Genomic DNA, 12197 nt, shown 5'->3' on the forward strand with positions numbered 1-12197 from the left:
CCTTTCGAACGGAGGGAGAGGGCAGCGGGGGTGGTTCAGACGGTCCCGATGCCGGAGAAGCCCTGCGCGGTGTAGGTGACACAGGTCTTCAGCGCTGAGGGTGCGCAATGTTCGCGCACGAATCCCCACCGGTTCTCCTCGGCATCGCGCGAGGGCGCGAGCAGGTAGGTCCGGATCAGCTTGGGGAAACGATCTCCGAAGAAGCTCTTGGCGGGCAACCACTCCACGCCGAACTTCGCGGCCTCCTCACGCACCACGTTCTCCGAGGCGATATTGGCGAAACCGCTGCGCTGGAACGGAAGTACGTGATGGGCACGGTGCGAACTCAGGCCCGCCGAGAGGAAGCAGTCGACGTACTTGTTGCCGACCACGGTCAGGTCGTAGGCCTGCTCGAGCTGGTTGACCGCCCAGTCCTCGGTCTCGACGTGCAATTCCTCGGTGGGGACCTCGAAGTCGTGGCTGGCCACCACCATGAAGGTGCTGATCCACAGCGTGATCACGAACTGCAGACCCCAGGCCAGCAGATCGCCCGCGATCGCGAACGCCACGAACTCGGCCACCAGCAGGAACCGCATTCCGAACGAGCCGATGAAGTGCGGCAGGGCGCCACGCCAGCTGCCGTACATGTCCTTGATGCCCACCTTGCGGGTGAGTCGGCAGACATCGAGCAGGCGAATGATCATGCCCGTCAACAGATGTCCGAACTTGTGCACCGTGTGCACCGGCACCCGATACAGCCGAGGGATCTGCATCATCATCGTGAAGACGTTCTTCTTGATGTCGACTTCACTCTGGGTGTGCGGGTGGTGCAGCAGCGCGTGGCCGTCGGCGGTGACGAACGACAACGCCACATAGTTCATATCGAAAGCGTTGACCGCGTACTTGTTCCAGCCCTTCTGCGCGCGGTGGATCGCGTAGTGGCCGAAGCCGGCCAGCGAGCTGCGCAGCAGCACCATCGCGATCACGAAGACCGGCAACGGCATCCAGCTGGTGTCCCACAACCGCAGGCCCTGCACGGCGAAGTAGGCCACGATCAGCAGGCCGACAACGATGTCGAACGCCCGGTCCATCCGCTTGAGGCGCGCAGCCAGCTCGGGTTCCTTGAGCCGGGCCTTCACCTTGTGCAGCAGGTCGTTCTTGTTGTCGAACGCGTACTTCGGGGTGTCGTCCCAGCTGTTGAAGCCGTCCTTGAACAAGAAGTCCGGTGCGTTGTTCTTCGGGTGGATATCCTCGGGCGTGGCATCGCGATGGAGGCTGTAACGCTCGATCATCCGCGCGATTTTTTCCGGATCTCGGTGGTAGGAGCCGATGATCGAGGTGATGTCGCGGTTTTTCGTGCGGCCGATGAAGAATTCACCGCCTGGATGCTTGGAGATCCACTCGCTCAGGTCGTAGGCTTTGCCGTTATAGACCCACACGTTGTTGACGGGAGGTCGACCCCCCGGACCGGGGGGCGGTGGGAGCTCGCGCTCCGCTTCATCAGGTCGGTCGTCGATCGTCATCAATTCTTCCTTCGTGTCCGATCGGCATCCGATGCGTAGTGCCTGCCGATCAGCGTCTTGACACGTATAGTGCTTGTGCCGCCTTGCATCTCGCTGAACATTCTCTTATCGAATGCGCGTTCGTGCGTTCGTGATTCGCCGACCAGGCCCCGACACCCAGACGACACACCGGCCCGAGGCCTGCGGAGGGCACTGCGTGCCAGGCTCCACTGACTTCGGACCGGTGTGTTGTTGTTGCTGTTACGCGGCGGTGATCAGCTCGCGGGCTTGACGATGTTGACCGGCTTGGCCCACTTCGACAGACCGACGGTGACCTCGCCCTGATCCTTCTTCACCACGGCGCGAACGAGATTCGGGCCCTCGCCGGTGGACGGCGCGTCCGACGGCTTGGTGGAATCCGAGGCGGGCGGGGCGGTGTCGGCGATCCAGACGGTGATCGGCAGGGTGCCTGCGTTCTGGCCGATGCGCGGCACGATCGGGTCGATCACGGCGGCGTCGATGGTGCCCGAGACCTTGACGGTGTTGATGCCGTCGACGACCTCGCGGGCCTCGGTCTTGGGGTTCTGGATGTTGGCGATCACGTTCGCGATGCCCTTGTCCTTGTCCAGGATGACGCCCGGATCGTAGACCTTCTCCGCCGGGCCCGCGGGCACGTAGCGGCCGCCGGCCTCGGTGTAGAGGACCTTGTCCACCACGAGGAACTTGGCCTCGGTGAAGTCGGACTCGGGGGTCAGCTTGACCTTCGCGTCGCCCATCGCCGCGCCCGAGCCCTGGGTCTCGTTGGTGACGTCGGCCGACACGGTTTCCACCGGCAGGTCGGGCAGGTTCTTCACGTCGATCTTCAGGTGCACGGTGCGCAGCGTCTGCGTGGTCTTGGCCGACTCCTGCACGATCTGCGCGCCGTCGGGCAGTTCACCGGTGGGTACCGGGCCCGCGGTGGTGGCCGAGTCGTCCTTCGTGCAGCCGGTCACGAGGGCCGCGCACACCGCCGCTACCGCGACGACCGAAGTGATGCCGGAACGTCGCGCGAAGCGGCGACGTGAGGTGGGGTTCGGTGTCATGTCGATCAAGTTTCATCCCCTGAAGATGGTCGTATATCGCTGGTGCGGGGCAGCCGTAGCTGCCGCCGGCTGCGACCGATTCCGCAGACCACCGTGCATCTCGTGCTCCCCCGTCGGCGATCGTACCCGAGGAATTCGATCTGCGAACTGTCTGGGCGCAGTATCGGTTCCGACTGTTCCGTACCCGTAAATCCGCGCAGGTCAGCGCCACTGAGCGGGCCTGTCGCCGGGTCCTTTCCCGACAGCGGGAGCCGATTCTGGGTTAGCGTGGCGGTATGCACGAGCTCAGCGCCGGTGACGTCTTCGCCGGTTTTCGGATCGAGCGGGTGCTGGGGGCCGGGGGCATGGGCAGTGTCTACGCGGCTCGGCATCCGCGATTGCCGCGGCTGGTGGCGTTGAAGCTGCTGCACTCCTCGTATTCGGCGGATCCGGTGTTCCGTGGGCGATTCGAGCGTGAGGCCGAGTTGGCGGGACGGCTCGATCATCCGAATATCGTGGCGATCCACGATCGGGGCAGTGCCGACGGGCGGTTGTGGATCGCCATGCAGTATGTCGCGGGGACGGACGCGGAATCGGCGCTGCGGGCGGGGGCGTTGGCGCCGTGGCGGGCGCTGTCGATCGCGCGGCAGACCGCCGATGCCCTCGACTACGCGCACGCCGACGGGCTGCTGCATCGCGATGTCAAACCCGCCAACATCATGTTGCGCGAGGATGGTTCGGGGTCGGGCGAGGAGCGGGCGCTGCTCACCGATTTCGGGATCGCGAAGGCGATCGACGAGGGTACGTCGTTGACGCAGACCGGATCGCTGGTGGCGACCCTGCGCTACGCCGCGCCCGAGCAGCTCGACGGGCGTGGCGCGAATCCGCGTTCGGATCAGTATTCGTTGGCGTGCACGCTGTTCCACCTGCTCGCGGGGCGTCCGCCCTATACCGCGACCAGTGCAGGCGCGTTGGTCGGCGCGCATCTGATGCAGCCGGTGCCGCGGATCGCGCAGGTGATGCCCGGATTGTCGCCGGCGCTGGACGCGGTGTTCGCGCGGGCGCTGGCCAAGGATCCGGCGCATCGGTTCGGGACGTGCGCGGAGATGGTGGCGGCGGCGACGATCGCGCTGACCGACGGGGGGGCGCCGACCCTGCCGTTCACCCAACCGGGCGGCGTGCCCGACGGTCGGACACACGATGTCGCGAATCCGGGGAGCACCGGCGCGGCCCGGTGGTTGGTGGCGGGAGCCGTCGGGGTGGCAGTGGTGGTGGCAGTGGTCGCCGCGGTGATCGTGGGACGGGACTCGGGAGGCGGTGGGGCGGCGCCGACGAGCACGGCGGTCGCGCCGAGTACCACCGCGACGGTCGACGCGTGGGCGGCGGCGCGGCCGACCATCGCGATGTTTCCCGATCTGCTGCCCGCCGATCCCGACAGTGCCGGATATCGGGAGCTGCGGTGCAGTTTCGCGACCAAGAACCCGGGGGCGGTGTGGGACACCGGTTTCGACTGCACCGATCGGGAGAAACTGGAATTGCAGGTGTTGGCGCACAAAGACGCCGAGACCGTCGACCGGTTCGTCGCGACCCTGCCCGAGGGAACGAGTCAACGGTTGCGTTCGCGCTACGGCAGGCCGATAACCGTGCGTAGTTTCAACGGCTCCACCGGACCATGGGTGCTGGTGGCCTTCGACGCCGCACCGTATTCGACCGTGCTGTTCCAGGTGTACTGGAAGGGGCACACGCACGAGGAGATGATCGACCAATGGTTGACCACCGCACCCCTGTGACCGCCCGGTTCGCGCTCGGCGCGCTCACCGTCCTGCTCGTCGGCTGCGGCACCGTCGACGGCGCGGCGCGCCCGGCCGAAGTCGATGTGCGCACCCTCGAGGTGGGCGAGTACATCACCGCGCCCGCCGAGATCGAGGCCGGTCGACGGCCGACCGACGGGCCGATTCTCGAGGGATTGCGGATGGCGGGCGCGGTGGTGTTCCCGCGTGATCTCGACCCGGAGCTGATCCACAACTGGGGCACCGATGTGCTCGACACCCCGCAGCGCACCTCGGCGGTGTCGGCGGTGTCGAATGTCAATATTCCGGTGCTGCAACGACATCGGATGATCGTCGGGTTCGATATCTCCGAGGGCAGTCGCGCGTTCGACGAGGCGACGCCGGCGATCGAGACCGACGCGCGGATCACCAGGGTGGTGCTGCTGCGGTTCCCCGGCGAGGCGGCCGCGACCGCCGCGGCCCGCGACCTCGAGGCCACCGATTTCGGGGTGAGTCCGGATAATCGGGCGGTGACGATTCCCGGTTATCCGGCCGCGCACGCGCATTGGCGGCCCGGGGTCAAGACCATCGGCGCCACCTTCGCCCACGGCGAGATCGTGGTGAGCATGTTCCTGCAGCACTCGACTCCCGATATCGACGCGCTCGCCGATCGCGTGGCCGAGGTCCTCGACGCCCAGATCCCGAAGCTGGACGAGTTCACCCCCACCCCGGTCGATCAGCTCGCCACGCTGCCCCGCGATCCCGAGGACCTGTTGCGCCGCGTGCTGATTCCCGGACCCGCCAATCAGCAGATCGCGATCTCCTCACGCGAATTCGCGACCTGGTCCGCGGGCGCGGCCCGGCACTACCGCCCGGCCGAACCCGCCGACCTGGGCACGGCCTGGGATCGCGGCGAGGTGGACGCGGTCGCGAATTCCTATGACACCACGCTGTTCCGGTTCCGCGACGAGGGCGCCGCGGTCGACTTCGGCGCGACCTGGCAGGCGACGCTGAGCGCGGCGGCGCAGACGGTGGACGCGCCGCGCGGCGTGCCGAACGCGCGCTGCGCGCGCCGGGATTCGACCGCCGACACTCCCGCGCTGACCCGCTGCTACGTGAACTACCGCAACCACGCCGCGTTCGTCACCGCCGCCGATCCCACCGACGCGCGCCGTCAGGCCGCCGCGCAGTACGCGCTGCTGGCCAACGCGGTCTAGAGCTGGGCCTCGATCGCGGCCACGACCTCGGCGGCGTCGGGGGTGGTGCGCGGGCGGAAGCGCCCGACGACGGTGCCGTCGCGGCCGAGCAGGAACTTCTCGAAGTTCCACTGCACGTCACCGGCGGCGCCCTCGGCGTCGGCGGTCTCGACCAGCGCGGTGTAGAGCGGGTGACGGTCCTCGCCGTTGACGTCGGCCTTGGCCAGCAGCGGGAAATCGACGCCGTAGGTCACCGAGCAGAACTGCTGGATCTCCTCGGCGGTGCCCGGCTCCTGGCCCATGAACTGGTTGCTCGGGAAGCCGATCACGGTGAAACCGCGCTCGCCGTAGGTCTTCTGGAGCTCGACCAGCGCGCCGTACTGCGGGGTCAGGCCGCACTTGGAGGCCACGTTCACCAGCAGCACCGCCCGCTCGCCCGCCAGCTCGCCCAGGGTGGTGTCCTCGCCGGCGAGGGTCTGCACGGCGATGTCTCGGATGTTCGCGCTCATGTCTGCACCGTACCGCAGCCAGGATTTCTGAAACACGTTCTTGTTTTGTGGGCGGCCAGGCGGCACCATTTCGGTACACACCCGAGCACCGGAGGCCAACCGTGAGCCAACAACCACCCCGGACCGATACCGTGCGGCCCCTGCGCGCGAACACCGTGGAGCACTGGGACATCGAGGTCGACGTCGTGGTCGCCGGGTACGGGATCGCGGGGGTGTGCGCGGCCATCGAAGCCGCGCGCGCCGGGGCGAACGTACTGATCCTCGAGCGGACCGGCGGGTGGGGCGGGGCCGCGGCGCTGGCGGGCGGGTTCATCTATCTCGGCGGCGGAACCGGGTTGCAGCGGGCGTTGGGCTTCGACGACACCCCGGAGAACATGGCGACGTTTCTCACCGCCGCGCTGGGTCCGGGGGTGGATCAGGCCAAGATCGAGGACTACTGCGCGGGCAGCGTCGAACACTACGAGTGGCTCGTGGCGTGCGGGGTGCCGTTCAAAGCGGAGTTCTGGGGCGAACCCGGGTGGGAGCCGCCGCACGACGAGGGGCTGATGTACTCCGGCGGGGAGAACGCCGCGCCGTTCCTCGACCTCGCGAAACCGGCGCCGCGCGGGCATGTTCCGCAGTTCGCCGAGAAGAAGATCGGCCGGCGCAGCGGCGGGTACATGCTCATGAAACCCCTGGCCGAGACCGCGGCCGGGCTCGGGATCGCCGTGGAGTACGACACCCGGATCCGGCGGCTGATCGTCGACGACGACGATCGCGTGGTCGGCGTGCTGGCGAGTACGTACGGCAAGCCGGTCGCGGTGCGGGCCGCGCGTGGAGTCGTATTGGCCACCGGCAGTTTCGCCTACGACACCGAGATGATCGCGCGCTACACCCCGAAACTGTCCGGGCGACCCGGCGCGGCCATCGAGGAACACGACGGCATCGGCATCCGGTTGGCCCAGGCCCTCGGCGCGGAACTGGCCCACATGGACGCGAGCGAGGTGGCCGTCTTCGGCGATCCGCAGCTCATGGCGCGCGGCATCCTGGTCAACGGGCGCGGCCAGCGCTTCGTCACCGAGGACACCTATCCCGGCCGGATCGGCCAGGCGGTGCTGCTGCACCAGGACAACGAGGCGTTCCTGATCATCGACGAGAAATCGCTGGAACAGGCACTCGACACCGTGACCGCCACCCCGTTCTTCCGGTTCCCGCCGACCTGGGTGGCCGAGACGGTCGCCGAGCTCGAGGCCGAGATGGGGTTGCCCGCGCAGGCCTTGCAGACCACGATCGCCGCCTACAACCAGCACGCCGAGCACGGCGCCGACCCCCTGTTGGGCAAGAAACCCGAATGGGTGCGCCCGCTGACGGGGGCACTGGCCTGTTACGACCTGCGCGGGTTCACCGCCGGATTCACCCTCGGCGGGGTGCGCACGGATCTGGATTCGCGCGTGCTCCATGTCAGCGGTGAACCGATCGCCGGACTGTTCGCGGCGGGTCGCTGCACGTCAGGGCTGTGCGCGGGCGGGTATGTCAGCGGCGCTTCGCTCGGCGACGGCAGCTTCTACGGCCGCCGGGCCGGCAAATCCGCCGCGACCGGCTGAGTAGTCAGTACTCTGCTTGCAGCACCACACTCGACGAGTTCGGTTGTGGGCCTTGACAATGCTGTAACGCAGGATCGGAGTTGGACAGTGCAAGCAGGTGGGACGTCCGCGGATTACGTGATCGTCGGCTCCGGATCGGCGGGGGCGGTGCTCGCGAATCGGCTCAGCGCCGACCCGGGCACCACGGTCGTGGTTCTCGAAGCAGGACCGGCCGACGACGACAACTTCGCTCATATTCCGGCCGCGTTCTCGAAACTCTTTCGCAGCGAACGTGATTGGGACTACTCGACGGTGCCGCAGCCGCAGCTGGGCAACCGGGAGATCTACTGGCCCCGGGGCAAGACCTTCGGCGGATCGTCGTCGATGAACGCGATGATGTGGGTACGCGGCTTCCGCGCCGACTACGAGGAGTGGGGTCTGCTCGCGGGCGAGCAGTGGAACTTCGCCGCCGCGGTGGAGCAGTTCCGCAAGATCGAGAACGTGCAGGACGCGCAGTTCCCCGACGAGGGGTCCAAGGGGCCGCAGCACGTGCAGCGGCAGCGCAGCCCGCGCGCGTCCACCCACGCCTACCTCGAGGCGGCGCGCCAGGCAGGCTACGAGCTGGAGTCGGCGAACCGCCCGGCCCCCGAGGGCTTCTCGCAGGCGATGGTGACCCAGCGCGACGGGCGTCGGTGGAGCACCGCCGACGCCTACCTGCGGCCGGCCATGAAGCGGTCGAACCTGACCGTGCTGGCCGAGGCGCTGGCCACCCGGGTGCTGTTCGAGGGCACCACCGCGACCGGCGTGGAGTACCGCACCGGCGGACAGACCCACACTGTGACCGCGAAACGCGAGGTCATCCTGTGTGGCGGCGCGATCAACAGCCCGCAGCTGCTGCAGCTGTCGGGCATCGGCGATCGTGACGATCTGCGCGAGCACGGCATCGACTCGGTCGCGCACTCCCCCGAGGTCGGCGCGAACCTGCAGGACCACCTGATCGCCGCTCTGGGCTACCACGTGGACTCGGATTCGCTCTACGCCGCCGAGAAGCCGCTGGAACTGCTCAACTACCTGATCCGCCATCGCGGGATGCTCACCTCCAATGTCGGTGAGGCCTACGGCTTCATCCGCAGCTCCCCCGACCTCGAGCACCCCGACGTGGAGCTGATCTACGCGCCCGCGCCCTTCTATCACGAGGGTCTGGTCGAGGCCACCGGTCACGGCGTGATACTCGGCTCGATCCTGGTGCGCCCGAACAGCCGCGGCCGGATCAGCCTCGCCTCGGCCGATCCGACGGCCAAGCCACTGATCGATCCCGGCTATCTCTCCGATGCCGACGGCGCCGATCGGGCCGCGCTCGAGGAGGGTCTGCGGGTCTGTGCCGCGCTCGCCGGGCAGCCCGCGCTCAAGAGCGCGCTGGGTGCGCTGATCTACCCGCCCGAGGCGCCCGCCGACCTCGAGGGGACCATCGCGCTGACCATCGAGCAGTTCTCCCACACGCTCTACCACCCGGTGGGCACCTGCCGGATGGGCACCGACGCCGCCAGCGTCGTGACCCCCGATCTGAAGGTGCGCGGGGTGGAGAACCTGCGCGTGGCCGATGCCTCGGTGATGCCGATGATCATCCGCGGCCACACCAACGCGCCGGCGATCTTCATCGGTGAACAGGCCGCCGACTTCATCCTCGGCCAGGCGTGAACCACGCTGAGGGTGGCCACGCGCCACCCTCAGCGGGCGGGGACCCTGGCGAAGCCCAGCGGCGGGGTCGGCAGCCGGTCCGAGCGCAGGTTGTGCCGGAATTCGGGCATCAGCGGCAGCATGTCGACATTGCGGGCGGCGTAGCAGCGCACCATCGGTAGCGCGCGCGAGACCTCGGCCCGTTCGACCGGTTCGGCGTCGAGGAACGCCAGCGCGTCCAACCCCAGGCCGAGGGTGCCCGCGATCCGCACGATCGAGGCGGACTTGCGTCCCCAACCGACCTCGACCGCCGAGAACATCTCGTAGAGCCCGTGGCGATACAGCGTGCGCAGAGTCCTGGCGCGATCACCGCGCGCGGCGACGGCGTGCAGGACCCCGCGTTCGCTCAGCTTGGTCAGCGTGCGCAACGCCGGTGGGCGCAGCACAGTGCCGGTCTCGTCGTGGACGACACCTTCCCACAGGGTCTCGTCCAGTTCCCAGACCAGACAACGCACAGCAGGTCGCATGGCGCAGAACTCTACAACCAACTGATAGCTGAGAACCAGACTTGTGACCTGCCACTAGCGACGACTGCGTACCTGGGCCCCGAACCCAGAACCTGACAATCCATTCCGGTTTTCTTTGTAGTTGGTTAGGGTGAGGTTCGCTGGACAGCGGGGGGTACAGCCGAAACTGGCGAAGGGAACACAGATGTCCGTCCACAATCCACCCCGACCATCGTTGACCGTCTCCGGCAAGCCCATGTCGCTGCCGCTGAAGGACGTTCGCGCGCTGTCGCGACAGATGGTGGGCCATTTCGTCGAGCACGTCGCGCCCTGCGGCACGCTGCCCGGCGACGCCATCTCCGGTGACGTCACCACGATCACCCGGATCTGCCTGGAATTCGCCGTCGGCATGCTCGACGGACGCGATATCCCCAGCAAGCAGCAGCGCCTACAGGACGCGGCCAGCGCGTGGGCGCGCGAGGGCGTGCCGATCGACACCATCCACCACTCGATCGCCGAGGGCTTCAAGATAGGCCTGGACCTGGTGATCGAGAGCGCCTCGGGCCAGGACTTCGACAGTCTCGTCGGCGGGGTCAAGGTCGTGATGGAACTGCTCGACTCGATCACCGCCCAGATCTCGATGGCCTATGTGCGGGAGCTGCGCGGGGTGGTCAGCGAGCACCACACCGCCGTGCACACGCTGACCTCGGCACTGCTGGGCGGGCACTCCACCTCGACCATGGCCCGCGAATGCGGGATCACCATCGCCGAGACCTACGCGGTGTTCGCGCTGTCGATCCCCCAGCACCGCGAGGAGGCCAATCCGGCGCTGGACAGCAAGGTGGTCGCGCGACGCAAACTGCGCCGGGTGCAGGCCGAACTGGCCAAGCGGTGCGGGGAGTCGGCGCTGTCGCTGCTCAGTGTCGACGGCGGGACCGTGCTGATCCCGGCGGGCACCTTCGACAAGGAGGGCATGATCGCGCTGATCGCCCAGCTCTCCCAGGCCGCCCAGGTCGGCATCACCGCCGCGATGGTCGAGACCAGCACCACCGGGGTGCCCGACGCCGCCGATCAGGCGCACGAGCTGCTGGACATGGTGCAGCGCCTCGAGGTGACCTCGGGTCTGTACCGCTTCGACGAGCTCGCCCTGGAGTACCAGCTGACCCGACCGGGGCCGGGTCGGGAATTCCTCGGTTCGCTGCTCGATCCGCTGGACCAGTACCCGGAGCTGCTCGAGACGTTGCAGCGCCACATCGCCAACAACCTCAACCGGCAGCGCACCGCGCGGGTGTTGCACGTGCACACCAACACCGTCGACTACCGGCTCAAGCGGATCGGCCAGCTCACCGGCTTCGATCCCACCCAGCCCTCGGGGCTGTGGTACCTGCGCTCGGCGCTGGTGGCCCGCAGTTACCGTTCCGTCCCGGCCTGATCAGACGACGAAGGCGCTGTCCACGGGGTGGACAGCGCCTTCGCGTGTGTCAGGTCAGAGGGAGCCGCCACCTCCGACCAGCCACGGGTTGAACTCGCAGGCCAGCTGCGGGTTCTGGACCGGGTCGAGGGCGCGCAGCGCGATCGACAGGGCACGCGGGGAGTACATCATCGTCAGGTGATCGGAGATGTCCTGCTCGCACCCGTCCTGCAGGGTGATGTTGTGGACCGTCGCGCCCGGACCCGCCTTCAGGAAGGTGAGGTCGTAGGGGTTGGTGATCTCGTCGTAGCGGGTGCCGACGATGGTGTAGTCCACACCGGGGACGGTGTCACCGGCGGCGTTGAGGGTGTTGACGAAATCCGAGCCGATCGTCTGCTGGATGCCGGCGTGGCCGACGAAGATCTCGATCGGGCCCAGGATGTCGATACCCAGGTTGTTGATCATGCGGCCCAGGGCGCCGATGCCGTCGAGGCTGGTGCCGTGGTGGGTGGCGCCGTAGGTGATGAGCTTGTTCACCTTGGCCGCGCCGCCCTCGAACTTGGTGTACCAGTTCGCCATCGAGCCACCCTGGGAGTGGGCGATGATATCGACCTCGTCGGTACCGGTGGCCGCCAGGACCCGGTCGACGAACGCCGCGGTCTGCTTGGCCGAATCCTGGATGTAGCCGGTGCCCATCACGCCGGGCAGGAACGAACCCAGACCGCCGCCCTCGAGCATGTTCGAGCGACCGTAGTTGAACGTGAAGGTGCAGTACCCGGCGTCCTTGATCGGCTGGCCCATGTAGGCGTAACCGTTGTAGGCGTTCATCCAGGTGCCGTGCAGCAACACCACCGGGCGGGGGTGATCGGCGGTCGGCTTGCAGTTCCAATCGTTGGTGCCGGGGGCGCCGGCGTCGGGGTTGAGCAGGCCGTACCCGAACGCGCCGAGGAACGAGGTCGAGGCCGGGCCGTAGGCGGCGGGGTCGGACGAGTAGCCGCCCGAGGAACCCGAGCTCGAGCCGGAAC

10 protein-coding genes are annotated in these 12197 nt (G+C 67.8%); 5 read left to right on the plus strand and 5 right to left on the minus strand.

Translation table 11 applies throughout. From position 1 onward, the window contains the following. Positions 1–35: 35 nt before the first annotated feature. Together ACFP3H_RS05620 and ACFP3H_RS05625 are read right to left on the minus strand one after the other, a co-directional pair. Entirely contained in the window at positions 36–1502 is a 1467-nt protein-coding gene (locus ACFP3H_RS05620; protein ID WP_378600550.1) for a fatty acid desaturase, read from the minus strand. Between the two features lie 254 nt (positions 1503–1756). Then, the gene (locus tag ACFP3H_RS05625; RefSeq protein ID WP_378600553.1) at positions 1757–2563 is read right to left on the minus strand and encodes an LppX_LprAFG lipoprotein; all 807 of its coding nucleotides are present in this window, start codon (positions 2561–2563) and stop codon (positions 1757–1759) included. Positions 2564–2838: 275 nt separating this feature from the next. Here ACFP3H_RS05625 and ACFP3H_RS05630 point away from each other — a divergent pair, with 275 nt between their 5' ends. Both ACFP3H_RS05630 and ACFP3H_RS05635 read left to right on the plus strand, forming a co-directional pair. After that, positions 2839–4332 (plus strand): serine/threonine-protein kinase, encoded by a 1494-nt coding sequence (locus ACFP3H_RS05630; RefSeq protein WP_378600555.1) that lies wholly within the window; start codon positions 2839–2841, stop codon positions 4330–4332. After that, positions 4329–5528, plus strand: a complete 1200-nt coding sequence (locus ACFP3H_RS05635) for a DUF7373 family lipoprotein (protein ID WP_378600557.1) — start codon at positions 4329–4331, stop codon at positions 5526–5528. The genes ACFP3H_RS05630 and ACFP3H_RS05635 overlap by 4 nt, the downstream gene beginning before the upstream one ends. Here the strand turns inward: ACFP3H_RS05635 and ACFP3H_RS05640 are convergent. Beyond that, entirely contained in the window at positions 5525–6016 is a 492-nt protein-coding gene (locus ACFP3H_RS05640) for a glutathione peroxidase (protein ID WP_378600559.1), read from the minus strand. The genes ACFP3H_RS05635 and ACFP3H_RS05640 overlap by 4 nt on opposite strands. A 101-nt stretch (positions 6017–6117) precedes the next feature. On the opposite strand from ACFP3H_RS05640, the gene ACFP3H_RS05645 reads away from it, so the two are divergent. Both ACFP3H_RS05645 and ACFP3H_RS05650 read left to right on the plus strand, forming a co-directional pair. Beyond that, the gene (locus tag ACFP3H_RS05645) at positions 6118–7599 is read left to right on the plus strand and encodes an FAD-dependent oxidoreductase (RefSeq protein WP_378600561.1); all 1482 of its coding nucleotides are present in this window, start codon (positions 6118–6120) and stop codon (positions 7597–7599) included. Positions 7600–7686: 87 nt separating this feature from the next. Continuing rightward, complete coding sequence (locus tag ACFP3H_RS05650; RefSeq protein ID WP_378600563.1) at positions 7687–9276, plus strand: GMC family oxidoreductase; 1590 nt, start codon at positions 7687–7689, stop codon at positions 9274–9276. 29 nt (positions 9277–9305) lie between these two features. On the opposite strand, the gene ACFP3H_RS05655 is transcribed toward ACFP3H_RS05650, so the two are convergent. Further along, complete coding sequence (locus ACFP3H_RS05655) at positions 9306–9782, minus strand: HAD-IIIC family phosphatase (RefSeq protein WP_378600565.1); 477 nt, start codon at positions 9780–9782, stop codon at positions 9306–9308. 184 nt (positions 9783–9966) lie between these two features. On the opposite strand from ACFP3H_RS05655, the gene ACFP3H_RS05660 reads away from it, so the two are divergent. Beyond that, positions 9967–11193, plus strand: a complete 1227-nt coding sequence (locus tag ACFP3H_RS05660) for a PucR family transcriptional regulator (RefSeq protein ID WP_378600567.1) — start codon at positions 9967–9969, stop codon at positions 11191–11193. A gap of 54 nt (positions 11194–11247) precedes the next feature. Here ACFP3H_RS05660 and ACFP3H_RS05665 read toward each other — a convergent pair. After that, positions 11248–12197 (minus strand): esterase/lipase family protein (locus ACFP3H_RS05665; protein WP_378600569.1); only part of this gene is annotated, 950 nt, incomplete at its 5' end.

The sequence above is a fragment of the Nocardia lasii genome (genome assembly GCF_042658545.1).
In the GTDB taxonomy this organism is placed as follows: domain Bacteria; phylum Actinomycetota; class Actinomycetes; order Mycobacteriales; family Mycobacteriaceae; genus Nocardia; species Nocardia lasii.